The 25,118-nt window shown below is 61.5% G+C and carries 19 protein-coding genes and 1 riboswitch; of the genes, 4 read left to right on the forward strand and 15 right to left on the reverse strand.

What is annotated here, in order from left to right:
• Positions 1–127: 127 nt before the first annotated feature.
• Both XALGPE39_RS12945 and ppc read right to left on the reverse strand, forming a co-directional pair.
• Positions 128–2,911, reverse strand: coding sequence for a TonB-dependent receptor (locus XALGPE39_RS12945; protein ID WP_200893884.1), 2,784 nt, complete (start codon positions 2,909–2,911; stop codon positions 128–130).
• A gap of 341 nt (positions 2,912–3,252) precedes the next feature.
• Positions 3,253–5,967 carry a phosphoenolpyruvate carboxylase gene (gene ppc / locus XALGPE39_RS12950; RefSeq protein WP_045729210.1) on the reverse strand — a complete coding sequence of 905 codons (2,715 nt, stop codon included), beginning with the start codon at positions 5,965–5,967 and terminating at the stop codon, positions 3,253–3,255.
• 244 nt (positions 5,968–6,211) lie between these two features.
• Positions 6,212–6,311, forward strand: a riboswitch (S-adenosyl-L-homocysteine riboswitch).
• Between the two features lie 34 nt (positions 6,312–6,345).
• On the opposite strand from ppc, the gene ahcY reads away from it, so the two are divergent.
• On the forward strand, positions 6,346–7,791 hold the full coding sequence (gene ahcY, locus XALGPE39_RS12955) for an adenosylhomocysteinase (protein ID WP_045728530.1): 1,446 nt from the start codon (positions 6,346–6,348) through the stop codon (positions 7,789–7,791).
• A gap of 188 nt (positions 7,792–7,979) precedes the next feature.
• Here ahcY and XALGPE39_RS12960 read toward each other — a convergent pair whose 3' ends face one another.
• The 5 genes from XALGPE39_RS12960 to XALGPE39_RS12980 form a co-directional block, all read right to left on the reverse strand.
• Entirely contained in the window at positions 7,980–8,747 is a 768-nt protein-coding gene (locus XALGPE39_RS12960) for a class I SAM-dependent methyltransferase (protein WP_045728531.1), read from the reverse strand.
• Between the two features lie 122 nt (positions 8,748–8,869).
• The gene (locus tag XALGPE39_RS12965) at positions 8,870–9,802 is read right to left on the reverse strand and encodes a sulfotransferase domain-containing protein (protein ID WP_045728532.1); all 933 of its coding nucleotides are present in this window, start codon (positions 9,800–9,802) and stop codon (positions 8,870–8,872) included.
• Between the two features lie 569 nt (positions 9,803–10,371).
• Entirely contained in the window at positions 10,372–11,055 is a 684-nt protein-coding gene (locus XALGPE39_RS12970) for a sulfotransferase family protein (protein WP_045728533.1), read from the reverse strand.
• A 224-nt stretch (positions 11,056–11,279) separates the two neighbouring features.
• Positions 11,280–12,062 carry a TorF family putative porin gene (locus tag XALGPE39_RS12975; protein ID WP_235429815.1) on the reverse strand — a complete coding sequence of 261 codons (783 nt, stop codon included), beginning with the start codon at positions 12,060–12,062 and terminating at the stop codon, positions 11,280–11,282.
• A complete protein-coding gene (locus XALGPE39_RS12980; protein WP_152624908.1) occupies positions 12,059–12,454 on the reverse strand; it encodes a hypothetical protein in 396 nt (131 codons plus the stop codon). The genes XALGPE39_RS12975 and XALGPE39_RS12980 overlap by 4 nt, the downstream gene beginning before the upstream one ends.
• 1,174 nt (positions 12,455–13,628) lie before the next feature.
• Here XALGPE39_RS12980 and XALGPE39_RS14930 point away from each other — a divergent pair.
• The gene (locus tag XALGPE39_RS14930) at positions 13,629–13,850 is read left to right on the forward strand and encodes a hypothetical protein (RefSeq protein ID WP_052690081.1); all 222 of its coding nucleotides are present in this window, start codon (positions 13,629–13,631) and stop codon (positions 13,848–13,850) included.
• 267 nt (positions 13,851–14,117) lie between these two features.
• Here the strand turns inward: XALGPE39_RS14930 and XALGPE39_RS15815 are convergent, their stop codons facing one another.
• The 3 genes from XALGPE39_RS15815 to XALGPE39_RS12995 all read right to left on the reverse strand — a co-directional run bounded on the left by XALGPE39_RS15815 (position 14,118) and on the right by XALGPE39_RS12995 (position 16,678).
• Entirely contained in the window at positions 14,118–14,540 is a 423-nt protein-coding gene (locus XALGPE39_RS15815; protein ID WP_152624909.1) for a hypothetical protein, read from the reverse strand.
• Between the two features lie 497 nt (positions 14,541–15,037).
• A complete protein-coding gene (locus XALGPE39_RS12990) occupies positions 15,038–15,601 on the reverse strand; it encodes a DUF3228 family protein (RefSeq protein ID WP_045728535.1) in 564 nt (187 codons plus the stop codon).
• Between the two features lie 156 nt (positions 15,602–15,757).
• Entirely contained in the window at positions 15,758–16,678 is a 921-nt protein-coding gene (locus tag XALGPE39_RS12995; protein WP_045728536.1) for a M14 family metallocarboxypeptidase, read from the reverse strand.
• 185 nt (positions 16,679–16,863) lie between these two features.
• Between XALGPE39_RS12995 and metF the strand changes: the two genes are divergently transcribed.
• Positions 16,864–17,706 carry a methylenetetrahydrofolate reductase [NAD(P)H] gene (gene metF / locus XALGPE39_RS13000; RefSeq protein WP_045728537.1) on the forward strand — a complete coding sequence of 281 codons (843 nt, stop codon included), beginning with the start codon at positions 16,864–16,866 and terminating at the stop codon, positions 17,704–17,706.
• A gap of 326 nt (positions 17,707–18,032) precedes the next feature.
• On the opposite strand, the gene XALGPE39_RS13005 is transcribed toward metF, so the two are convergent.
• From XALGPE39_RS13005 to XALGPE39_RS13020, 4 genes are all read right to left on the reverse strand, one after another.
• On the reverse strand, positions 18,033–18,995 hold the full coding sequence (locus XALGPE39_RS13005; RefSeq protein WP_045728538.1) for a Nudix family hydrolase: 963 nt from the start codon (positions 18,993–18,995) through the stop codon (positions 18,033–18,035).
• Between the two features lie 158 nt (positions 18,996–19,153).
• Positions 19,154–19,528 (reverse strand): VOC family protein, encoded by a 375-nt coding sequence (locus XALGPE39_RS13010; RefSeq protein ID WP_045728539.1) that lies wholly within the window; start codon positions 19,526–19,528, stop codon positions 19,154–19,156.
• Between the two features lie 139 nt (positions 19,529–19,667).
• Positions 19,668–22,409: a preprotein translocase subunit SecA gene (secA, locus tag XALGPE39_RS13015; protein WP_045728540.1), complete on the reverse strand. Its 2,742-nt coding sequence runs from the start codon at positions 22,407–22,409 to the stop codon at positions 19,668–19,670.
• A 162-nt stretch (positions 22,410–22,571) separates the two neighbouring features.
• Positions 22,572–23,519: a M23 family metallopeptidase gene (locus XALGPE39_RS13020; protein WP_045728541.1), complete on the reverse strand. Its 948-nt coding sequence runs from the start codon at positions 23,517–23,519 to the stop codon at positions 22,572–22,574.
• A gap of 11 nt (positions 23,520–23,530) precedes the next feature.
• Here XALGPE39_RS13020 and XALGPE39_RS13025 point away from each other — a divergent pair, with 11 nt between their 5' ends.
• A complete protein-coding gene (locus tag XALGPE39_RS13025) occupies positions 23,531–24,007 on the forward strand; it encodes a DciA family protein (RefSeq protein ID WP_045728542.1) in 477 nt (158 codons plus the stop codon).
• A gap of 149 nt (positions 24,008–24,156) precedes the next feature.
• Here the strand turns inward: XALGPE39_RS13025 and lpxC are convergent, their stop codons facing one another.
• Entirely contained in the window at positions 24,157–25,068 is a 912-nt protein-coding gene (lpxC, locus tag XALGPE39_RS13030; protein ID WP_045728543.1) for a UDP-3-O-acyl-N-acetylglucosamine deacetylase, read from the reverse strand.
• Between the last annotated feature and the right edge of the window lie 50 nt (positions 25,069–25,118).

A 25,118-nucleotide genomic window follows, 5' to 3' on the forward strand; every position in this document is an offset into this window, starting at 1 on the left:
AACGTGCGTACCGAACTCGGCACGCACGCCACCATCAGCCGTCACACGACACAGCAACGCCACCCTCCCCAGCGCGACCTTGGGCCGCGCTGGAGGTGATGCTGTCCTGCATCCGCGAGCCGACTGCTCAGAACGTGTACTTCACGGTCAGCAACGTGGTGCGTCCGGCATCGACGATGTCGGAGATCGCGGTGCTGTTGTGCCCCACGTGCGCCCAGTAGCTCAGGCGATTGGTCAGGTTAGCCACCGACAGGTCGGCGCGCAGGTGTTCGTTGACCATGTAGCCCACATGCAGGTCGACGCGGGTGATCGGCTTGACCCACAGATCGTCCCAGCTCGCGCCACGGTTGAAGTAGTCGTACACCGACACGTACTCGCCGGAGTAGTGGTAGGCCAAGTTCACCGACAGCGGACCCTTCTCGTAGAACAGTTCGGCGTTGGCCATCAGGTTCGGCGCGTTCTGGATCCGCTCGTCGCGGAAGCCGTCCATGCCCAGATCGACGCGGGTGGTCTGACGGGTGACGTTGGCACCGATGCCGAAACCATCCAGCGGTGCCGGCATGCCCTGCAACGTCTGCCGCACCGCCGCCTCAATGCCGAGCACCTTGCCGTCGCCACCATTCTGCGGACGCACGTAGCGCACCCCTGCAGCGTCAGTGGTGGTGCCTGCATTGGCCGCGTTCGAACCGTTCTCGTAGATGTAGTCGGTCAGGTGCTTGTAGTAACCGGCCAACATCGCGTGACCGCCATGGCCGTTGTCCCACTCGCCGGACAGATCGACATTGACCGCCTTGATCGGCTTGAGATCAGGATTGCCCTCGGTGATCACCGTGGTGCCGTCGCTGGACACATCGTAGCTCGCGCCGCCGCCGAGCTGCACGAACGCCGGCCGCGTGTAGCTGGTCCACACCGAAGCGCGATACACCGCATTGCCGTCACCCGGACGGTAGTTCAAGAACACGCTGGGCAACGGCATGTTGTAGGTGGTGCGGTTGTTGCTGAAGAAGCCAGGCAACTCGTTACCTTGACTGTCCTGCGGCATGGTCCAGAAGGTGTTGCGGATGCGGGTCTGCTCGAAACGCACGCCCGGAATCACTTCCAGGTCGCCGGTCTTAAACGTCGCCATCGCATACGCTGCGGCCACCGCTTCGGTGCCGCGCATGGTCGCGCAGTTCTGGTTGTTGATCGCCAGGCTGCCGCAAGTGTCGAAGCTGGCCGGGGTCAGGTGCTGGGCGATCATCGCCTTCAATCCAGCGTTGCTGAGCTTGACTGTCGGCAGGTCGTACTTGCCCGGATACACCGCATCGTATTGACCGACCACCAGCCCGGTATCGCGCAGCAACGTGCCATCGGTGAACTTGGCGTTGGTCCAGTCGCGCGAGGTGAATTCGCGCGAACTATCGATGTACTTCACCCCGAACTGGATATTGTTCAACGCACCGCCATCGACGTCGTAGCGCACGTCGAACTTGGCCCCGCCCTTGTGCTGACCGCTGTAGGACTTGCTCAACTGACCGTAACGGCGCGCGTACAAGCTGCCGATGTCGCTGGCCTGGGCCTGGATTGCCGGAGTCAGCAGCGGCCGTGGGAAGCCTTCGCCGTCATAGCCGGAAAAACTATTAGCGCCGTAAGGGAACTGCGTGGAGGTGTACTGGTCCACACGCGCGGAGATTTCGACGTGGTCCGGACGATCGTTATCGCCATAGCCGTAGAACAGATTCGGCGACAGCGTCCATTGCCCCAACTGCTTGTCGGCGCCGAACTGGAAGGTGGCCAGGTCCGCCACTTCCGGGTTGGTTTCGTACCAATAGCGCACCGCCACGCGGTTGATCTGCGGCTGGTACACGCCAGTGGAGCCGATCTGGGTCAGGCTGACGTTGGCCGGAACCATCTGGGTGTAGCCGGTGTTCTGCTCGGTCTTGGCGTAGGCATAGGTGGTGCGTGCATATAGCTGCAAGCTCGGATCGACATGCCAGTCGAAGGAGACGTTGCCACCATAGCGCTTGGTGTCGCCGGCGGAGTAGCCGATGTTGGCGCCGGTAGCCATCAGCAGGTCTTGCGGGTTGTAACCCGGCGCTGGGCTGCCATTGGCGGTAGTGCGGGAGAAATACTTGCCTCTCCAGTCGCCACGCGCAGCGGCAGCGTTGGCCACTTCGCTGTTCACGTAATTGCGCTCGTCGTAGTAGGCACTGGCATACACGCCGAACTGGTGATCGGCACCGAACTTGGCGTGGAATTCGCCAGCCGCGCCCTTGCCCAGACCGCTCTCGTCGTAGTCACGCGCACGGCTTTCCACGCGCCCGGTGGCGGTGACGCTGCCGCCGATCGCGTCGCTGTAGTCGAAGCCGCTGGGAGTGCGGTAATCGATGGTGCCACCGATCGCATCGCCGTCCATCGCGGCGGTGGAGGTCTTGTTCAACACGATGGTCTGCAAACCCGACGGCGGCAGCAGGCTCAACTGCACGCTGCGGCTATACGGCATGCCCTGGGCGACGTTGACGCCGTTGATCAGGTTGACGTTGTACTCGGCATTGAGGCCGCGCACCGAGGCGAACATGCCCTCGCCGCGCGCGGCGCCGTCCACGCCGCCGAAATACGACTGCCCGGTATTGACCACGTTGACGCCCGGCAACAGGCCCAGCGCCTCGGCAATGTTGTGGACGGCGGTGTACTTGAGGTCTTCGGCCGAGAGCACGTTGGCGGTGTTGGTCGCCGCCATCTGCATGTCCGCGGCGTTATAGCGGGTCACCGCGACGGTAATCTTGTCCAGGGTCGTTGCACTGGCATTGGGGGCAGCGGCCTGCGTCTGCTGCGCGTCCTGCGCTTGCGCCAATGCCATCGGCGCGACGCCAATCAACACGGCGGCGATCGCCACAGACAGGCGTTTTTGAAGGTGAATCGAGTGGGACATGAAGAATACCGGACATAGGCCAGACCAGCGGAAGTCGTCCGCAGACCGAGCATGGAAGGAAGAGGCACCGCGACCTTGGTAGCGGCGGCGCGCATTCTTCGCTGGAAGCACTACGTCTTCGTGACAACGCTATAATTCCGTTAAAAATGCAGATTTACGCACTAAGTTCGCTTAAAATTGCACACAAGTCCACGAATGTAGACGAAAACCGCGCTGTACATCACCCTGTCTCGCACAGCCGTTTGGTACGGACAACCTGCCGATGACAGCGACGTCGTGGAGCAGTGAGCGGCCGTCCGCCGCCCACCCGGACGGCGACGCGACACGCCCGCGCGCGAAGCTCAGCCGGTGTTCTGCAAGCCCTGGGCAACGCCGTTGACACACGCCACCAGGGCGCGCAGCAGCTCCTCGTCCTCACCGTCGGTGGCACGCCAACGCTGCAGCAAGTCCACCTGCAGCACGCTGATCGGATCGATGTAGGGATTGCGCAGGCGGATCGATAGCGCCAGGCGCGGGTCGTGTTGCAACAGCGACGCCTGCCCGGTCAATGCTTTCACCCAATGTTTGGTCAACGCCAATTCGTCGCGGATGCGCGGGAAGAAGCGCGCGTGCAGCGGCCCGGCCAAGCGCGAGAACATGTCGGCGATGTTGAGGTCGCCCTTGGACAGGACCATGGCGATGTCATCGAGAAAGGTGCGGAAAAACGGCCAGTCGACGGCCATCGCGCGCAGTGCGGCTTCGTGCCCAGCCTCCACTGCGGCCTGCAGCCCGCTGCCGACTCCATACCAGCCCGGGATCACCGCGCGCGCCTGGCTCCAAGCGAACACCCACGGGATCGCACGCAGGTTGGACAGCGCCGCATCCTGACCGAGCCGCCGCGATGGACGCGACCCCAGGGTCATCCGTTCGATCACGTCGATCGGCGTCGCCAAGCGGAAATAGCGCATGAACTCGGGGTCGCCGACAAACTGGCGGTAGGCCTGACTGCTGTGCTCGGCCACCATCTCCATCACTGGACGCCACTGCGCTTCGCGCGCATCGACCGGGCGCGGGCGCAGGCTCGACAGCAGCACCGCGCCCGTCATCTGTTCCAGCGAACGCAGCGCCAGCGCACGGATGCCATATTTGCGGTGGATCACTTCGCCCTGCTCGGTCACCCGCAGTCGTCCATCGACACTACCGGGCGGCGCCGCCTCCAGCGCCCGCGTGGTCTTACCGCCACCGCGCACGATCGAGCCACCACGGCCATGGAAGAACGTCAGACGGATCCCCAGTTCGGCGGCGGCCTCCAACAATTCCATCTGCGCGCGCTGCAGGCCCCAGCGCGAGGCGGCGATGCCGCCGTCCTTGCCACTGTCAGAGTATCCGAGCATCACCATCTGCACGTCGCCGCGCGCATCCAGGTGACGGCGGTAGACCGGATCGGCGAGCAGGTCGCGCAAGGTCGCGGTGCCGCCGCGCAGGTCGTCCACGGTTTCGAACAACGGCACGATATCCAGCGGCACCGCGCCTGCCGCGTCGACCAGACCGCCACGACGCGCCAGCGCCAGCACGGTCAGCACGTCGGCGCGGTCGTGCGCCATCGAGATGATGTAGCTGCCCAGCGCGTCGGCACCGTGACGCGCACGCGCATCGGCAAGCGCGGCAAACACCGCGTCCAACCGCGCGTTGCCGGCATCGGCGCAGGCCGGCAACGCGGCCTCGCCCCCCGCGTAGGGACCGAGCAGGCGCGCACGTTCGGCGGCCGGCAGCGTCTCCCACTCCTGCATTCCCAGCGCGGCGGCCACCGCACGCGCATGCACGCTGGATTCCTGACGCACGTCAAGGCGCGCCAAGTGGAAGCCGAAACTGCGCACACGCCACAGTAAGCGTCGCACCGCGAACCAACCCGCGTGCAGGCCCTTGTTCGCGCGCAGGCTGTCCAGGATCAATTGCAGGTCGTGTTCCAGTTCGCTCGGCGCGGCGTAGCCGCCCGGCGCATCGTCGAGCGTGGCGCGCAGCCGTGCCCGCATCAAGTCGTTGAGCAAGCGATAGGGCATGTCCGCATGACGTGGGCGCGAACGGGCGGCGGCCTGCGGCAGCAGTTGGCGGTAACGTTCGAGTTGCTCCAGCAATGGCGCGCTGACCCCGACCAGGATGATCGACTGACTGAGCAGGCTGGCAAGTTGCCGCAGTTCTTTCAGGTAGCGCTCCAGCACCGCGCGGCGCTGCGCATCGAGGGTGGCGGTGATGGTGGTCGCGTCGACGTTGGGGTTGCCGTCCATGTCGCCGCCGACCCAGGTACCGAAGCGCAGCAGGCGCGGCAGGTGCAAGGCCTCGCCATAGGTCTGCTCGATTGCGTGCTCCAGGGTTTCATACATCACCGGAATCACCCGGTACAGCACCTGGGTCAGGTAGAAACCGACATGCTCGCGTTCGTCTTCCACGGTCGGCCGCACCGGCGAGGAGTCCGCGGTTTGCCACGCGGAGGTCAGCGCCATGCGCAAACGCGCAGCATCGGTGGCACGTTCGCCCGGCGTGCGCATGCCGTCGAGGTGATCGACCAGGCTGGCCACCATCAACTGCTCTTTCTCCAACAGCGCACGGCGGACGGCTTCGGTCGGATGCGCGGTGAACACCGGCTCCACATCCAGACGCGGCAGCCAATCGCCCAGCTCCTGCAAGCTCACGCCTTGCGCCTTGAGCCGGCGCAGGGCGTCTTGCAGGCCATCGGGCTGCGGCGTATCGACGCTGCTGCGCTGATAGTCGCGGCGGCGGCGGATGCGGTGTACTCGTTCGGCGATGTTGACGACCTGAAAATAGGTACTGAAGGCCCGTACCAGCGCTTCGGCCTCGCGTGGTGTGCGTCCGGAGAGGGATTCGCTGAGCAAGGACGCCGGTGCGTCGCGTTCGCGGCGCGCAATCGCCGCAGTGCGGATGCGTTCGACCTCGTCGAGGAAGTCGCCGGACACCTGTTCAGCGAGCAATTCGCCGACCAGGGCACCAAGGTGGCGCACGTCGTCGCGTAGGGGAAGATCGGGCGTGGCGAAGACGATGTTGCTGCGGGACTCGTTCATCGGAAAACGCATGGCTCGGCGTGGGGGCGTGGCAAGCCTAACCGAAAACGATTACACGCCCTGTCAGCGGGCATAACGGTTGCAAAGCGAACAATTGCATCGACATGTGGCAATGCCTGCGACGCCGTCACCGGCGCGACGGTCGCCGCCATGCGCGGCCGATGGCGGGATCGGCATGCGCGGCATCGCCGCTCAAGCGGCCCATTCAAGTCCCTCCCCCGGCAGCCGCTATAATTCATTCCCCTCTGCCGAGGGGCGCTGCGACCGTGTCTAGACCGGAACTCCCGTGTGCAGACCCGGCCAGGCTCGGCGGACGGCATAAGCGACAACGGCGCCCGGACTTCGCGAGTTTTCTCGCCATTGACCGGAGCATTATCGATGAACGCTGTACGCAAGAACCTCTCTGCCACAGGCGACTACAAGGTCGCCGACATCACCCTCGCCGACTGGGGTCGTAAGGAACTGGACATCGCCGAGCACGAGATGCCCGGGCTGATGTCGATCCGCCGCCAGTACGCAGCGGCCAAGCCGCTGGCCGGCGTGCGCATCACCGGCTCGCTGCACATGACCATCCAGACGGCGGTGCTGATCGAGACGCTGAAGGATATCGGCGCTGACCTGCGCTGGGCCTCGTGCAACATCTTCTCCACGCAGGACCACGCCGCCGCAGCGATTGCCGCCAGCGGCACCCCGGTCTTCGCCTGGAAAGGCGAAACCCTGGAGGAATATTGGGATTGCACCCTCGACGCGCTGACCTTCACCCTGCCCGACGGCACCCAGACCGGTCCAGAACTGGTGGTGGACGACGGCGGTGACGTGACCCTGCTGATCCACAAGGGCTATGAGCTGGAAAACGGGTCCAAGTGGGTGGACGAACCGGCATCCTCGCACGAGGAGCAGGTAATCAAGCATCTGCTCAAGCGCGTGGCGGTGGAGCGCCCCGGCTACTGGACGCGCGTGGTCAAGGATTGGAAGGGCGTATCCGAAGAAACCACCACCGGCGTGCATCGCCTGTACCAGCTCGCCGAGGCCGGCACCCTGCTGGTGCCAGCAATCAACGTCAACGACTCGGTGACCAAGAGCAAGTTCGATAACCTCTACGGCTGCCGCGAATCGCTGGCCGATGGCCTCAAGCGCGCAATGGATGTGATGCTGGCCGGCAAGGTCGCCGTGGTCTGCGGCTACGGCGACGTCGGCAAGGGCTCGGCGCACAGCCTGCGCGCCTATGGCGCACGCGTCGTCGTCACCGAGATCGACCCGATCTGCGCATTGCAGGCGGCGATGGAAGGCTTCGAGGTCGCCACCATCGAAGACACCCTGGGCCGCGCCGACATCTACGTCACCACCACCGGCAACAAGGACATCATCCGCATCGAGCACATGACGCAGATGAAGGACCAGGCCATCATCTGCAACATCGGGCACTTCGACAACGAAATCCAGGTCGATGCGCTGTACACGCTGCCAGGCGTGCAGAAGATCAACATCAAGCCGCAGGTGGACAAGTTCGTGCTGCCCAACGGCAAGGCGATCTTCCTGCTGGCCGAAGGCCGCTTGGTGAATCTGGGCTGCGCCACCGGCCATCCCAGCTTCGTGATGTCCAACAGCTTCGCCAACCAGACCCTGGCGCAGATCGACCTGTGGCACAACAAGGGCAGCTACGAAAAGCAGGTGTACCGGCTGCCGAAGAAACTCGACGAAGAAGTGGCGCGACTGCATCTGGAAAAGATCGGCGTGAAGCTGACCAAGCTGACCGAAGACCAGGCCGCGTATCTGGGTGTATCGATCGATGGCCCGTACAAGCCGGAGCATTACCGCTACTAAGCATCGGACACACCAGTGTCATTGCAGATCGGGCGCCGCAGGGCGCCCGATCCGTTTTGGCCATGGACCTGTGCGCTTGTCACGCGCATCGCCATGTCACACACGCTTTAGGTGCACCTGTTGGACACCCACTGTCCAAGATCACACCGCCGCGCATCGCCCACGCCGGCCAGCACTTGCCGGTGTCGTTACGCCGATCCGGCCCGACGATAGATCGAAATCTGCGAGCGTGCCCGCGCACCGATGGGCTGTTGCGTCCAATCCGACCAGCGCTCCTGTAGCTCCAGACCCGCCAGACGCGCCATCAAATCCAGTTCCGACGGCCACACATAGCGATAACGATCATTGAAGATGCGCGTGCCGGACTCTGTCATCAACACGATCCGTTGCTGCACCAGTTGCCGTACCGGATCGGCGCTGGAACACACCAACACCACCGGCGTCTCCCCTGACGCATCCAACGGCGGCACCTCCAACGCCGAAGAGACCTTGCCGCCAACCTGAAGCATGTCCGCAGGCGGCACCAAGGTCTGAATCACGAACACGCCCGCAGCAGACAAACGCTCGCGCACTGCGGCAAAGCAGCGTACTTGTTCGCTTTGCTCCAGCAGATAACCGAACGAAAATACCGAATAGATCAGATCGAACACCCCGGCCACCGGGACATCGACGAAATTGTCACACACCAAGCGCACGCGCTCGGCGCCAGGCTTGGCACGCAGCCGGTCCAACATGCCCTGGGAATTGTCGATCCCGCACACCGTTGCGCCGCTGGCCGCAAGCGGCAAAGCGATACGGCCGGTACCGATCCCCAATTCCAGCGCCGTTCCAGTCCTTACCAATGCAGACAGCGCTTGCACGCATTGCGACGTATTGGCCGAGGCCCACAACCCATCGCGCAGGCCGTCGTAGTAGTGCGCAATGCGGTCGTATGTATTCTCTGACATGGCGTGCATACCGTGGACTTTATAAGAAATTCAGGATGCGCTACGCCTAAGATTAACCAACAAAACAACGACCTCGCCGCCGCGCTGCAAGCGCCCACTCGACAGCGACCGGCGAGGCATTGTTAGCCACGCTAAGCCACCATGCCAACATCCGCCCGAGCGCCATCGAGGCGTTTGCCTGTGGCTAGCCACTGTGCACACTCGGTGCCGAGCTCCGTCGCGGCACGCTGCAGGTAGGCAGTACTGACAGCCTCTGTCAGCACCTCACGCCAGCGTCCATTGCAACCACGGTTGAAAAACGCACGACCATCGTCGCGCCAGAAACCAGCCCCCTGCGGCACATAGCGCGCCGCATGCTCACGCATGTAAGCGAGGCTGCAATGCTCCACCACGCGCTCGCAGCGCGAAGCGTCCAGGGGGATGTCCAGAAACGCGGCGATACGCCGCACCTGCGTCGGCAGGTCTTGCAATAGTTGGGCGTAATGCACCAGCAGGACATTGTGGTGATCGCGCAGGGCCCACCAAGAGCGCACCCCCTCCCAGAAAGGCCAGAGCGGCGCACCATCCTCGTGCAACCACTTTTGGAAATACGCATCGACCGGGCATGCAGGCGGCGGCATCACCTTCAACTTGCCGTCACTGTGAGACTGCGCATCCAGGCGTGCCTGCGCATCGGCGCTGACCGCACGCTGGTGATCGTACAAGCTCCAGACGATGTCACGGCCATCACGAGCAACGTAGAGATAACGCGCCTTCTCCGACAACACCAGCGCATCGGCGGGAAGATGGGTCTTGATGAAGCGACGATGGGTTTGCTCGGCAAGTAGACGCTGTTTCGTCGCCTTATCCGGGTAGACCGAATCGAACCAGGGAGAGATCTTGGATACTTCGACTTGCGCGTCGCCGCCGAAGATCAACTGAGCGACGATCTGCTGGACCCAGGTCGTTCCCGCCTTCGCGTAGCTGGCGATAACGATGTCATCCGAACGAAAAGAGAAATCGTTCCATACCGTGGAGTCGAAGAACCGATTGGGATATTCCCTTTGCTTTGAAGGCATGCTCACTCGGCATCCTTTTGGCAATTTTCTAGCGAGTAACGCGCATCATGCGGCATTTAAGTGCGCCATCAAGCACGCACTTATGGGTGATGTTAAATAAAATTTAAATTTACCGACACCAACGCAAGAAGAATCTATCGCAAACTATATCTTGGCAGGCAACACAATCATCTTGAAACACATAGGAATCCCGCCAGAGCTGACAAAACACCCATGCTTCAACCGACTCTGCTAGCCTGCCAAGACTGGCCTTCATAGGCTACCGTCCGTGCGCATTCCGTTACTGCGTATAGATATAGGCAACCTTTCGCGGCCCGAACACGTTGAGAATCTTGCGAAAGACAATAGAAATTGCATTCTTGATTTTCATCACACTCACCTTTCGGAAATTTTTATATTGGTTGAAGAAGAACGATCAACCAATTTCAGGCTAGCAATCCGTCGCCGCCATATCAATCTCTTTTTTGACATCACCTTCACGCCAATGATGGATTTTCGATTAGAATCACACAATTATCCTAACCAGCCCTGAATTCAGCCACATTCATCCAAATAAATCATTCCAAATATATTCATTAAAATAAATCCTTACGCAGGTAATCGAGATAATCTCGCACGTGCTGCTCGCGCGCAGACACATCCTTAGGAAGGCGCAGGCCGCGTGTGAACCAACGCAAGCGCTGCCGCGCATGCAAGTGCGGATACGCATGCGCTGGGACCGGCACACCAAGGAACGCACACAATGGCGCCCATCCTTGCTGGGAAGAGAACACCAGCAGCCGGTCTGCCGGCACAGTCTCGATGACCTGCTGGTTCCACCGCTTGAAATAATCGGTCATGAATACGCGGTCTTGGCTGCGACCGGCAAAGTGTTGCTTCAAGAACCTGCTGAACTCCTCTCCTTCAGGGCCCAAAAAGGTGCTCTTTTTACCTGGCACCAGAATGGTCTGGGTGACGGATTCGAACCAGCTCTCCGGATCGCGCACGGTCAGGATGACCTTCGCATCGGGATAGACCTCGATTAACTCACGCCAGTAGTAGCAGCCGGGATGGTCGGTCGTCGAGCGGTATCCAGCAAAGATCGCCGACCAATCCGCAGCGCCTCGCTCGGCCGCATTCCACAGCGGCAGCGCCTTGCGCATGGTCGCGGCAACTTCGGTCGCGTGGTAACACGGGCCGAATCCAAGATGCTCAAGCGCGAACTTCAACGACAGCGTCCCGGTCCTACCCAAACCAGCGCCGATCACTTGCAACGACATGGGTTCTGCTCCTGTCCAATCTCGACAGGCGGAAACTACCACACCCGAATTATCTGCTGACGGGCACTTTGGACTGGGCACATATTCAAACGCGTGCAATACGCATGCTGTATTTAGCGCAGATGTTGCGCAGATGTAACGCGCATCGGCACGCTGCGCGCGAGACGACAATGCAGCACGACGACATCGGGCCTACGCGCAAACCGATGCGACAGGGCACAGCGCTACAGCGTGAAATTACGCTTAATGGTGAATGTCCAGGCACCGTCGATCGGATTGGAGACATGGATCCGGCCGCTTCCATCCGGCACACCCGTGCTGTAATGCCGATATACGCCTGCGCTGTTCCAGGCACGCGCATAGGCCAAGCTAAACTCGGTGCCGTGCCATATGTGGCTCAGGCCTACACGCGCATCGGTCCAACTGTAATCGGCAAAATTACGGATGTGCTGGCGTCCAGCATGGACACTCGCCAGCCAGGACGGCACCACTTCATAGCTGGCATCCAACGCCAGATAACCCGACCCACGCGAGTGCTGCCCTCCACCGAGCCCCAACGAGGCGCTGTTGTAGCCTACATAATCGCGCGTCCATGTACTGGCATAGGACAGCTCGATGGTGCGCCAGTGTGCGGCGACAACTACATCACCATAGTCGTAGTGGGTACCACTGACGGTAATCAGCGCGCCCGGATACGCGTAATGGTAGATGCCGGAACGCCAGCCCCAATCGCCAAGATTGGCTGCATAACCGGCGTACACATCCCACTCGATGTGGCCACCTTCGATGAAATACGGGCTCACTCCCGAGGCCCAAGTGCCTGCATACCAACCGCTGTCAGCGACGACGTCCAGCCCACCCTGTAATACCGGCTTGCCCCAACTTTGCTCGAATCCACGCGAAACGTAGTTCGAAGTGACCGACACGTTAGCGGTGCCGCTGGCGGCCCACGCAGGCACCGCACCACTCAGCAGCATCGCCGCCAGCAATCTGAACTGTGCATTCACGACACCATCTCCAGCGACGTATGGCCCGGCTCGCCCACGCCAGCGGCAAGCTGTTGCGCCGACCACTTGAACAAGGCCGCTGCGCGCTGCCATTGCAGCGCCTGCTCCGCCATCGGTGCGCGAGTTGGACCAGAGGACTCGATGACGTCACTGTCTTGCGGTGAAACAGCGGCGACCTCGCGCACGATGCCAGCGGCATGGCGCACGCTGGATAACGTCTGCAGTGCGTAACTGCTGCGACTGCTCATCGCGATGATGGCATTGACCTGGGCAGCGGACATATCGCTCGCACGCTTGAACTCGTGCGAGCGAAGTTGCGCTTCAAATCCGGACAGGTCGATATTGCTGCCAGACGTGGAGGACAGAACATCGTGGCGACGGCGATCAGTCATCATCACAGCCAGACCACCGCAGAAAAACACGAGCAGACCCGTGCATCACATCCCTCCGGTGACGTCGCCGCCTCGGCAACGGTGTGGCAATCCAATGGAATGCGAAACATAGTGATTTCCTGAAAGTGGTGAAGCGCAGTCGTTGCAACCTGGAACACAGACGGACGCTATCGCGCGAAAAGACGCTCCACTGGAATGGGAACGCAAGCGCGCTGCATCCTTCTGATCGACCCAACCTGCATACCGAACACATCGCCGCACGGTGAACGCCTCATCTGCCCTCATGGAAGGGCACGACAAACAAACGACGTTCCGTTCGTGATGAGCGAATACGTGCGAACCGAATCTGCTCTGGTTCAGCCACTATCGTCCGCGTAGCGGAAAACTTGAACGCAAGGCACACGCTATCGCCCAGCGATGTGTCCTTGTGAAAGAGACATTCATCTCATTCAAAGAATCTGTACGTCTCGATGAAACGCAGATACCTGGCCTAAACGAGTCACTGAAAAGCCTTATCTTCGACAGGCTGAGCAGGACAAATAAACAGACCATTGGATGCGTGAAAGCGTCGGTCAGATTAGCGGATCTATTGACCTGCATGGATGGCTGTCACACCAAGGGCCCCGAGCATTTCACCTGGGAAATAGCTGCTGGAAATGCTGCTGCAAGTGCTCTAGCGCATTCGTTCGTAACGGCAATTGATGGAGCAGGTGCAGTACAACCTACGGCACCACTGGTTCGGCGATCTGTCGATGGACGCAGCCGGCTAGCGAGCCAACATTTCAGCGCGAATGGGATATTGATCCAGACCTTTACAAGGCTCCAGGGTAAGGGCGGCAATGACGTAGGCGGCGGCGACTCACGCCGGTAATCTCGCAGCAGCGAGACGCACAGTTCCACCAGTGATACGGATGCGCGACTGCATCGCAAGGGCAAGACAGCCAACGAACTGCGCTATATCGGTGACACGCTGAGCGACAACCTCCATAGACTGATCCCCCATGCAAGGGCGACATGTGCCGACGGTTGTGCCGAACGCGAAACGACCAGGGCGATGCGCCGACGCCCGACAGGCCACCGATCCAGAAGCACTGCCGGCATTGGGAATGGACAACGGCTACGACACCGCGCCAAGTGCATCCAAGCGAGGGAGGAGCTGGAGGCCTTGCAGCAAATGGCGCAAAAAACCCCACCGTCGCCAGTTGGCGGGGCAGATGCGCTAGAAGCAAGCGCGGGCGATGCGATCTCCCAGAGCAAGCGCAGGTTGATCAAGCAGGGCGTTGACTGGACCAAGAGAGTTAACTGGATCCGCCAGGCGATCATGCGCAGCCTGGAGCAGATGTTCCTACTGAGCATGACGGCCTACCACCTGACGCGCATGCAAACCCTGGGATAGTTGCACTGCCGACCGGGGCGACGGCATGAACACGGCGTCTGCGACGATTGGATGCCAGATTAACCAAGCCAGCGGACATCATGATTTTTCTACATTCCAATGAAACGAGGAGCAACGTGCATGGCAGTCGCATCATGCGCCTCAGAACTCCGCCGCCGCTTGGATGTTGCGCGGCGGCACTGACATCTGCAACGCGGCTGTCCCGTGACGCGATTGACAACCCCGCTGCATTAACGGCTGCTGCCTATAAACTTACGAGTTTATGGTTTAATTTTGCCCAGTATCCAATCCATAGTCGGTGATATTAACATTTAAACCATGCGCATTTAGCTTAGTCACCTTGTAATGACGCATGGACAGCTTGTTTATACGTTGACCGCCGTTCGAGCAGTCAGTTGAACTCAAGGCATAAAAGCTGTAAGACATATTTTGTACTACTACCTGACTCTTGTTTACACTGGGGATTGCTTCGCCGTCAGGCAACAGTTTCGGCGGATCTATAGGGAAACACGCCCATCCGTTAGGATTAATGTCGCTTTGCATCCAAAAACCTCTCACACCACTTGATATGCTATAATTTCTGATAAAAAGTATCTCAAATTGTTGTGCGCTAGCCGATATGGAGCCACCTGCGGCCAGTGCGCACAACGCGGCTTTGCAGAAATAACGAACGCTCGAACGTGTAGCCATGTTAATGACCTCTCAAGTGTTAAAGTAGATATACACATGGTTGCCAAGCGAAGCATGCACATGCGTGCCACCGGATACATCCCGCGCGGCGGCGCTGACATTTGCAACGCGACGCCCTGGAGCGGGGTTGGCCGTCACTTGCATCAACCATTTTAATTAAAATCCCGCAGATTTATGATAATTGCATCCCTATTGTGCACCAGCCGCTGTGGCGACACCGCTCTTCAGTGGGAAACACATCAATAATTTGGTGCGCATCTCATCTTCCTTCATGGAAGTGCACGACAAGCAGACGATGTCCTGCTCGTGATGAGCCAATGTATATGGACTGAATCCGCTCCACTTATCGCCCAGCAACACCTCTTCGCGCGCTGCACATTTGCATGCCCCGGAGAATAGGCCTGCGTGAATATCACGCCGATATCGCATCTCGTGCGCATAGCCGCAAAGCGCGGCATGGTCAATTCTCCGCCACGTTCGTCGCACTTTCAGAATGGTTACGACGTCGGACGCCAGTTCGCGTGATGTTGCCAAAATTCCACGCTACGCCGGTAGGCGGCACGGTCAAGCGGCACGCCGGAGCCGCCCTCTTCCACACCCAGCGCATTACGCAGCATGGTGATCGGCGCCATCGGAATTTCCTGCGGCTGTGCGGTATACAGGCAGCCAACCACGCCCCAGTCCGCTTCGATCGGCGTGCCTTCGTGCGCGAGTTGATCGCGGCTGTAGAGAATCGGCAGCAGATAATCGGCAACCGGCGGCTCGACGCCCTCGAACCAGCGCACCAGCACGGGAAGTTCCTCGCGACTGCGTGCTTCATAGCCAGAACACAGCAGCGTGCGGTTGGCATCGGTGATCGGCACGGTCAGGCAGCGGGTCGAGGTCCAGTTGCGATGCACGTGGATTTTGCAAAACGGTGCATAGCCATCCAGCACCTGTAACGGCACCGTGTCGTTGAGGTGGCGCTCGAACTGCTCGGGCGTGCAGTCCTGGATCGCGTTGCGACGACGATCGCGCGGAAACAGACGCGGGCGGGCAAAAGCAGTGAGAACGATGGACATAGCGAAGATGCGAACCGGGATACACGTAAGCCTAGCGCGTCAGGCCGCAACCGCACACCGACACGCGATAACCCGAGGCAGCGCAGAGCGCGGATATGTCCGCACTGCGCTTGGGCGCCCATCCAACCGCGACTGGCGACGTTTTTTTAGCCACACTCAAGGATGTGCCAACGCATAGTCGATCGCCGCACGCACCGCCACCGCTTGCGCCGCATTGCATTGCGCCGGCGTGGCGTTGGCGTTGTCCGGATACACTTCGGTGGTGGTGGTGTAGCGCGCATCGGTGATACCGGCACACAGGCCCAACTGCTTCACCGGGTAATGGATGACGCCGGGCGCGGCAATCGGCGTCCCGATGAGTTCACCCGCCGCGTCTGCCTGGGCAATGTGGGTCACCTGCGCCACCGCCGCCAACACTGCCTGCTGGAATGCCAGTTGCGGGTTCTCACTATCGCCGACCAGATAGAACCCATCCGGAATGCTGCCCGGCACATAGGCGACACCATCGCGCGCGGCCAATGCCGGACGGAACTCGGACTCATCGCTATCGGTGGTCTCGTGCAGATCGATATGCATCGCCACCTGTGCACGCAATGGCGCAACCAGCCGCAGCAGCGCAGCCGACTCCTGCGCCGGACTATCGTTGCGGAAACAGCGATTGGGATCGAGCGCATCGGCGTTCCAGCGATGAATGCGTTCGTAGGCCCAGGGGCTTACGCACGGCACCACCAGCACATTGGCGCGGCCACGATACGTGGTCGCTTCCTGTGAGGCGAATTGCAGCGCACCGTGCACACCACTGGTTTCGTAGCCATGCACACCGCCGGTAACCAACATGCACGGCAACGCGGCATCCCAATCGCAACTACGCAGCGCCAGGAGCCGATAGCGTGACTGTGCGTAGCTCAGCACGCCGTATTCCACCAGCTCCCACGGCCCACGCAGCGCTTCGATGGCGTCGGCCACCTCGGTCTCATAGCAGCGCCGGGGATGCTGTTCGGCCAGCCAAGCCGCCCGCTCCGCCGCGCCCCAAGGCACGCCAGGCGTTCCGATTCGATAGAAGGCGGCGTGGGGCATCGCATGGCTCCGCGTAGAGTGGAAATGAGGCTGGCGACTTTAGCAAAGCGTCCTCCATCGGCCAGCATCGCGTCAGCGCAGATAGACGCATGGTCAGCACCGCCCCCATGACACCCAGTGACGTCACTAAACATTCATCCGGATGAAGAGATATAATCTCTCGCATCACCCACCGCGTCACGCCCATGACTGCCATCAGCTTCGAGTTCTATCCACCCAAGACCGACGAGCAACGCGTGCAGTTGGACCGCACCGCCGCGCGGCTGAAGTCTTACGCGCCCGAATACGTGTCGTGCACCTTCGGCGCCGGCGGCTCGACCCTGAGCTACACCTCCGAGACGGTGCGCCATCTCAAACAACAGCATGGCTTCGAGGCAGCACCGCACCTGTCCTGCGTGGGCGGTAGCCGCGAGGAAATCCGCGAACTACTCAAGCTGTACCGCGCCATCGGCTGTCGCCGCCTGGTGGCGCTGCGCGGCGACCTGCCCTCGGGCATGGGCCATCCTGGCGACCTGCGCTATGCCGCAGACTTGATCGCCTTCATCCGGGCCGAATATGGCGATACTTTCCGCCTGGAAGTCGGCGCCTATCCGGAGACGCATCCGCAGGCCACCGATGCGCTCAGCGATCTGCATCACTTCAAGCGCAAGGTCGATGCCGGCGCCGATGCGGCGATCACCCAGTATTTCTACAACGTCGATGCGTATTTCCACTTCGTCGATGCAGTGCGCAAACTCGGCGTGCAGATTCCGATCGTGCCGGGGATCATGCCGATTTCCAACTTCAGCCAGTTGCGACGTTTCTCCGAGCAGTGCGGCGCGGAGATCCCACGCTGGATCGGCAAGCGCATGCAGGCCTACGGCGACGATGTCGAGTCGATCCGCGAGTTCGGCGCGGATGTGGTCGCCACGCTGTGCGAACGCCTGATCGCCGGCGGCGCGCCAGCACTGCATTTCTACACGCTCAATCTAGCCAAGCCGACCACCAGCATCCTGGCACGGCTGGCACTGGAGCCGGCGCACGACTGAGCGAGCCCGTATCGAAGATGACGGCAGACGGGCATGCGTTGCCACGCAACACATCCCGACCGCCTGGATACGATGGGGTCATCTCTGAAACAATCGCTAAAGGGCAGGCGGCGGAACCCACACGCAGACGGCAAACCTGCACCGATCACGCAGCCAACCGCCGCCATGCTGGATCTACGACAGCGACACGCTTGCCAGTGGATCAGTGCCCGGAGCCTACGCGGTACTTTGCATTAGCCGTCAGCGGCAAGCAGATCGTGTCGCGCGAGGTCGTCTTGGCCGGATAGCGGACGGCCCGCGTGCGGCGCGCACTCTGCCGCCGACGCTCAGGCCACGTCGGCAGTCAACGGCCACAGTCCACGGATCGCGGCGATGCCCTGCCCGCCGTGACGCCGCGCCTCGGTCACCTGCGAAGGCAATAACCCGCCAATCGGATACAGCGGCAGGGCGACCTGCTCACGCAGCCGCTCGAACGCCTCCCAACCCAATGGCGTGGCATCGGGATGACTGGCGGTGGCCGCCAGCGGTCCGACTACCGCGAAATCGCACCCGAGCCGCTGCGCCGTCTGCAACTCCTCCACCGTGTGGCAGGACGCCGCCACAACCTGCGGGGACGGCAGTGGACGCGCCTGGTACTGCGCCAATTGTTCCGCGCCCAGGTGTACGCCGACGCCCAGTTCCTGCGCCAATGCCAGATCGCGGTTGACCAAGACCTGCGCACCATGCGTGGCACACAGCGCAGCAGCGGCCCGCGCCAGCGGCCACCAATGCACGTCCGGCAGACCGCGCGCACGTAGTTGTACGCAGCGCACGCCGCTCCCCAATGCGCGCTCCAGCGCGGCCAGCCACAGCGCAGGATCGTCTGGCTCCGGCGTCACCAGATAACGGTCGGGCTGGCGCAGCATCGCCACCACCGGCTGATCGGCCGGCGGCATCGCGTAACGGCCCAGCTTGTCCGGCGTCACCCACATCAATGGCTGGCCTTCACGGCCACGTGGGGTTCCCTTCCACGACTGCACCTGACGCACTTCCAGACGCAGCCGTTTATCCGGATAGCGCTGCGGCACCTCCATCAACCACGCACCGACCACCGCGTCGATGCCCAGTTCCTCGTACAGTTCGCGCACCAGCGCCTGCTCGGAGGTTTCGCCCGGTTCGCGTTTGCCGCCCGGGAATTCCCACAGCCCGGCCAGATCGCTGCCACCGGTACGTCGGCTCAATAGAATACGACCGCGCGCATCGGTGATGACGGCGGCCACGACATGGATGGAGCGGAGCGGTTCGGACATGCGGCAAGCTTGCCGTCTTCGGCAGGGTTCGCGCAATCAATTGACGTCACAACGTCGACGATTCACACCATGCGCTTCACCTAGTGCTTAGCTTGCGCAAGCTGGAATCCACACGACAGCGCATGGTCCGCCGCGCGACGCACCATGGCAAGGCAGATTCAACCGGAAAGAGTGTGGCCAATCCGCCACAACACCCCGGAAGGATCGTGCAGGGTGAAATCACGCATGCCCCATGGCCGGTCTTCGACGCTGCCCAACTGCGCGCGGTAGCGACCGGCGAGATCGGCCGCCTCGCATCGCCGCCACCAGGCATCGGCCTCTTCCACAAGCAAGTGCAGCATCAGATTGTGCGCCAACCCTTCCGCGTAGAAATCCTGCAACAGAAACGCACAGCGTTCGCCATGGCGACAGCAGGCGAGTTCGTCACCGAGCTCCTCGACCGCGAAACCCAACTCGCGGTAGAAACGCTGCGACAGCGCGTAGTCGCGTGCTGGCACGAACACCTTCAACTCAAGACTGGGGCAGGGCTTCACGGCAACTTCCAGCGCTAAGCAGGAAAGGTCACGCTACTCATCGGCCATGTAACGCGCAATGGCTCTGGTAGGCGCCGCTGCAAGGCGCCCAATAATTTCCCGACACAGGACGCTGCCGCGCACGCACGCGGCAGCCCACTCAGGTCAACTGCCCGTGGCAGTGCTTGTATTTCTTGCCACTACCGCACGGACACGGGTCGTTGCGGCCGACCTTCGGCATCTCGCCGCGGGTCACCTGCATGACGGGCATGCCATTGGACCCGGACGACGGCTGCTCGGCCTCCTCCTCGGCACTGTAGCCACCGGCTTCCTGATGCTGGAACTGCGCCTGGCGCAGTTTCGCCTCCATCTGTTGACGCTCCTGCACCTCCAACGCAGCGACTTCTTCCTCGCTGCGGATACGCACCCGCGCCAGCAACGTCACCACCTCGCGCTTGGCATGCTCCAGCATTTCCGAGAACAGCTCGAAGGCTTCCTTCTTGTATTCCTGTTTCGGCTGCTTCTGCGCATAGCCACGCAGGTGGATACCCTGGCGCAGGTAATCCATGCGCGCCAGATGCTCCTTCCAGCTTTGGTCGAGCACGGTGAGCATGATGTGCTTCTCCAACGCGCGCATGGTTTCGCTGCCGACCGCCTCCTCCTTCTCGCGGAAGTGGCGCTCCACCTCTTGGCGTACCGCCTCGACGATGCCAGCCGCGTCCAGCTCCTCGTGACGCTTGACCAGTTCGCTCACCGACAGCGACAGACCCAACTCGCTGTCCAGGGTCGCTTCCAGACCCGGCAGGTCCCACTGCTCATCCACCGAATTGGGCGGCACGAAGCGCGAAACAAGATCGTAGATCACATCGTCGCGGATGCCATCCACGTTCTCCTTGACCGAGTCGGCATCCAATAGTTCGTCGCGCTGGGCGTAGATCACCTTGCGCTGGTCGTTGTTGACGTCGTCGAAGTCGAGCAGGTTCTTGCGGGTATCAAAATTATGCGCCTCCACCTTGCGCTGCGAATTTTCGATGACCCGAGACACCATTCGATCCTCGATGACATCCTCGTCCTTCATCCCCATGAAGCGCATCATCTTGACGACCCGCTCGCCGCCGAAGATGCGGATCAGATTGTCTTCCAGCGACAGATAAAAGCGCGAGGATCCCGGATCGCCCTGGCGACCGGAGCGGCCGCGCAACTGGTTGTCGATACGCCGCGATTCATGACGCTCGGTGCCGATGATGTGTAGCCCGCCCGCCGCCTTGACCACCTCGTGGCGCTCCTGCCAGGCCGCTTTCAGACGCGCGCGTTCGGCGGCGTCCAGTTCCTCGCCCAACGCATGCAGCTCGGCTTCCAGCGAACCGCCGAGCACGATGTCGGTACCGCGACCGGCCATGTTGGTGGCGATCGTCACCGCACCTGGCTGGCCGGCATTGGCGACGATCTGCGCCTCGCGTTCGTGCTGCTTGGCGTTGAGCACCTCGTGTTTGACCCCGGCCTTGCGCAGGTGCTCAGACAACATTTCCGAGGTCTCGATCGACGTGGTGCCGACCAGCACGGGCTGGCCGCGCTTGGCGCAATCCTCGATATCGGCCAGCACCGCATTGAATTTGCCCTTGCGGTTGAGGAACACCTGGTCCGGCCAATCCTTGCGGATGGTCGGGCGGTTGGTCGGAATCACCACCACTTCCAAGCCGTAGATGCTATGGAATTCGTAGGCTTCGGTATCGGCCGTTCCGGTCATACCGGACAGCTTCTTGTACATGCGGAACAGGTTCTGGAAGGTGATGCTGGCCAGCGTCTGGTTCTCGCGCTGCACCGGCACGCCTTCCTTCGCTTCCACCGCCTGATGCAGGCCGTCGGACCAGCGCCGCCCCGGCAGGGTGCGGCCGGTGAATTCGTCCACGATCACCACTTCGCCGTCACGCACGATGTAGTCCACGTCACGCTGGTAAATCGCATGCGCACGCAGCGCGGCATTGAGATGGTGGACCACGCTCAGGTTGTGCGCGCCATACAAGCTGTCTTCCGCATCGGCGAGGATGCCAGCGGCACGCAGCAGTTCTTCGGCGTGCTGCATGCCCGCCTCGGACAGATGCACCTGCTTGCCTTTCTCGTCGACCCAGTAATCGCCCTCGCCTTCCTCCGACTCCTGCCGGACCAGTTGCGGCACGATGCGGTTAACGCGGATGTACAACTCCGGCGACTCGTCGGCCGGGCCGGAGATGATGAGCGGGGTACGCGCCTCGTCGATCAGGATCGAGTCCACCTCATCGACGATGGCGTAATTGAGACTGCGCTGGAAACGGTCGGCCCTGGACAGCGCCATGTTGTCGCGCAGGTAATCGAAGCCGAATTCATTATTGGTGCCGTAAGTGATGTCGGCGGCATAGGCGGCATGCTTGTCACTGTGCGGCATGCCCGGATACACCACGCCCACGCTCAGCCCCAGCCAGTTGTAGAGCTTGCCCATCTGCGCGGCGTCGCGGCGTGCCAGGTAGTCGTTGACCGTGACCACGTGCACACCTTTGCCTTCCAGCGCGTTGAGGTAGACCGGCAACGTCGCCACCAGGGTCTTGCCCTCGCCGGTGCGCATTTCCGCGATCTTGCCCAGGTGCAGCACCATGCCGCCGATCAACTGCACGTCGTAGTGACGCATGCCCAGCACACGACGGCTGGCTTCGCGACACACCGCGAACGCTTCCGGCAGCACCTTGTCCAAGCTTTCGCCAGATGCGATACGCCCACGTAATTCCGGGGTCTTGGCCTGTAGTTGCGCGTCGGAGAGCTGCCCCATCTCCGGCTCCAACGCATTGATCTTGGCGACGATACGGTGGAGCTGACGCAGCTGACGCTCGTTGCGGCTACCGAAAACGCGAGTAAGCAGACTGTTGATCATTGAAGGAACCGGTTGGAAAGGAACGCCCATACGGCCCATCCCCGAGCGAATCGCTGGGCCGCAAACGAAACAGGGCGCGAGGCGCCCTGTTATGGCAAAGCACATTGTAACTTGGGGCGATGCTTGGCGACTCAAGCATCGATCATGCACTTGGAGGCTTGCTCAACCCCGGCCGCGACGGCCATCACGAGGTGCGCCGTCGCCAAGGAACTTGGCCGGATTCATCACCACCCCGTTCTTCCACACTTCCAAGTGTACGTGCGCACCAGTAGAAAGGCCGCTAGAACCGGCCTTGGCGATTTGCTGACCGGCGCGCACCAGATCCCCCAGCTTCACCAATAACCGCGAGTTATGCGCGTAGCGGGTGACGTAACCATTGCTATGGTCGATCTCGACCACGTTGCCATAGCCAGTGCGCACGCCCGCGTAACTGACCACGCCATCGGCCACGGCCAGGACTGGATCGCCCACGCTGGCGTGGAAGTCGAGCCCCTTATGGAAACTGCTGCCGCGACCAAACGGGTCCATCCGCACACCGAAACCGGAGGTGATGTAGCTGTTGCGAATCGGCATCCGCGATGGCATCGCGTTCTGGTCGAGCTGATGGTCGAACAACAGCGATTCCAGTACCGACAGTTGTTGGCCGGAGATCGAAAATTTCTGTTGCAGCCCATCCAATTCCTTGCCGAGCTGAGCTGCGGGAATATCGCGATTGGGTTCGTCGCCACCACCACCGACACCAACCGGTTGCTCGAAATCGAACTCGCCATCCTGCAGCTTGCCCATGCGGGTGAGACGTTCGCCGAGCGCGTTGAGCCGTGTCGCCTGCGCCTGCAACTCACCCAATCGCGCGGCTAGCGCGTTGACCTGTGTCTGCGCGTCATGGCGCACCTGCGCCAGCTCACGGTCCTGTCGCTCCAGCTTGGCGCGCAGATAGGCCGAACCGCCCCATCCAATTGCGGCACCGCCACCAAGGCCGAGTACCATGCCGATAGCAAGCACCGCACCAAGCCCGACGAGTGGATGCCGGTCAGCGAACGGCCGCCATCGCCACGACCGCGTCTCGATTCCTGTTGCAGTGGAACGGATTACGATTTTCTTGAACGCCATATCGAGTTTTCATGTCTAAGCGAAAATCCGGCGAAGCCCATACCGCCACGCCCCAGCAGGCGTTGGACGCCGCACTGGCAGACAAAGCGGGCAACCCGTTGCGCCGCGCTTTGTGGCTCGACGCGCTGGACCGGCAATTACGCCCCCATCTGCCGCCGCCCCTGGCCTCCCGTTGCCGGCTGGCCAATGTGAACGGCGAACAGCTCATTTTTTTGGTTGAATCGTCGCTCTGGCACGCCCGGGTCAGACTTGCCGAAGCCGACATCCTCGTCGCCGCCCGTTCCATCGGGCTGAAAGCCACCAAAGTGACCGTCAAAACCGCAACGACGCCTGCGCATTCCCCAATGCAGCAGGCCAGGAGTCCATCGACACCCGTGTCAGCAGCCACGCACAAAGGACTGCGCGAGGCATTGGCTTCCCTGCAAGACATCAGTTCCAAGACACCAGGCACGACCACGGACTCCGACCGCAGTCGTAGACGCACGTAGACAAATACGCCGCGACCCGACGCATCCTAACGGGCGCCCGTCGCGAGGTCGTTATCGCGAAGTTAAATTTAAGTTAAAAATGAAGAAGGAGCGGCGGATTGCCGATTCCGTGACCCTGGCCTGGGGTAGAGATGCCTGGCCCGTCTGGCTCAGGCGTAGGCCACATTCGCATAGGCAACCGGCGCTGGCGCCGACGGCGATTCAAAACTGACCCATTCCCAGGCCGCCTGCTCGGCGAGCAGCGCACGCACCAGTTTGTTGTTCAGGGCATGACCGGATTTGTAGCCTTCATAGGCACCGAGAATCGGACCGCCGGCCAGGTATAGATCACCAATGGCATCGAGGATTTTGTGCCGCACGAATTCGTCGGCATAGCGCAGACCGTCGTCGTTGAGGACACGAAACTCGTCCAGCACGATGGCGTTGTCCATGGAACCGCCGAGGCCAAGATTGCGCTCGCGCATGTACTCCAGATCACGCATAAAACCGAAGGTGCGTGCGCGGGAGATTTCCTTGATATAGGCCATGGTGGAAAACTCGATTTCCTGGCGCGACTGCTTGGCCGGGATCATCGGGTGATCGAATTGGATGGTGAAACCCAGCCGATAGCCATCGTAGGGCGCGAAGCGGGCGACCTTGTCGCCATCGCGCACTTCGACCTCGCGCTTGATGCGGATGAAGCGCTTGGGCTTGGCTTGTTCGACGATGCCCGCGGACTGCAGCAGGAACACGAACGGGCCGGACGAGCCATCCATGATCGGCAATTCGGCCGAGGAGAGCTCGACCATGGCGTTATCCACGCCGAGGCCAGCCAACGCCGACATCAGATGTTCCACTGTCTGGATCTTGGCCTGGCCGCGGCTCAGCCCGGTGCACAGGGTGGTTTCTGTCACCAGTTCGGCATCGGCCGGCACTTCCACCACCGGATCCAGATCCACACGCCGAAACACGATGCCGTGGTCGACCGGGGCCGGGCGCAGGGTCATGTAGACCTTGTCACCGCTATGCAGGCCAACGCCAGTGGCGCGAATCGTGTTCTTGAGGGTGCGTTGCTGGGTCATGGCAGACAGTCTGGGAACCTCTGTTCGGATAGGAACTGAACAGATCACAA

The sequence above is a fragment of the Xanthomonas sp. GPE 39 genome, from assembly GCF_000963005.1.
GTDB lineage: Bacteria > Pseudomonadota > Gammaproteobacteria > Xanthomonadales > Xanthomonadaceae > Xanthomonas_A.

What these genes read in the sequence shown, in the direction of transcription:
- XALGPE39_RS12945 (WP_200893884.1), bottom strand. Translation starts at nt 2,911, where the DNA reads ATGTCCCACTCGATTCACCTTCAAAAACGCCTGTCTGTGGCGATCGCC.
- XALGPE39_RS12980 (WP_152624908.1), bottom strand. Translation starts at nt 12,454, where the DNA reads ATGACTGATCGCCGTCGCCACGATGTTCTGTCCTCCACGTCTGGCAGC.
- XALGPE39_RS15815 (WP_152624909.1), bottom strand. Translation starts at nt 14,540, where the DNA reads ATGGCTACACGTTCGAGCGTTCGTTATTTCTGCAAAGCCGCGTTGTGC.
- XALGPE39_RS12990 (WP_045728535.1), bottom strand. Translation starts at nt 15,601, where the DNA reads ATGTCCATCGTTCTCACTGCTTTTGCCCGCCCGCGTCTGTTTCCGCGC.
- ahcY (WP_045728530.1), top strand. Translation starts at nt 6,346, where the DNA reads ATGAACGCTGTACGCAAGAACCTCTCTGCCACAGGCGACTACAAGGTC.
- XALGPE39_RS13025 (WP_045728542.1), top strand. Translation starts at nt 23,531, where the DNA reads ATGTCTAAGCGAAAATCCGGCGAAGCCCATACCGCCACGCCCCAGCAG.
- metF (WP_045728537.1), top strand. Translation starts at nt 16,864, where the DNA reads ATGACTGCCATCAGCTTCGAGTTCTATCCACCCAAGACCGACGAGCAA.
- XALGPE39_RS13020 (WP_045728541.1), bottom strand. Translation starts at nt 23,519, where the DNA reads ATGGCGTTCAAGAAAATCGTAATCCGTTCCACTGCAACAGGAATCGAG.
- XALGPE39_RS12970 (WP_045728533.1), bottom strand. Translation starts at nt 11,055, where the DNA reads ATGTCGTTGCAAGTGATCGGCGCTGGTTTGGGTAGGACCGGGACGCTG.
- lpxC (WP_045728543.1), bottom strand. Translation starts at nt 25,068, where the DNA reads ATGACCCAGCAACGCACCCTCAAGAACACGATTCGCGCCACTGGCGTT.
- secA (WP_045728540.1), bottom strand. Translation starts at nt 22,409, where the DNA reads ATGATCAACAGTCTGCTTACTCGCGTTTTCGGTAGCCGCAACGAGCGT.
- XALGPE39_RS12995 (WP_045728536.1), bottom strand. Translation starts at nt 16,678, where the DNA reads ATGCCCCACGCCGCCTTCTATCGAATCGGAACGCCTGGCGTGCCTTGG.
- XALGPE39_RS12960 (WP_045728531.1), bottom strand. Translation starts at nt 8,747, where the DNA reads ATGCACGCCATGTCAGAGAATACATACGACCGCATTGCGCACTACTAC.
- ppc (WP_045729210.1), bottom strand. Translation starts at nt 5,967, where the DNA reads ATGAACGAGTCCCGCAGCAACATCGTCTTCGCCACGCCCGATCTTCCC.
- XALGPE39_RS13005 (WP_045728538.1), bottom strand. Translation starts at nt 18,995, where the DNA reads ATGTCCGAACCGCTCCGCTCCATCCATGTCGTGGCCGCCGTCATCACC.
- XALGPE39_RS14930 (WP_052690081.1), top strand. Translation starts at nt 13,629, where the DNA reads ATGGCGCAAAAAACCCCACCGTCGCCAGTTGGCGGGGCAGATGCGCTA.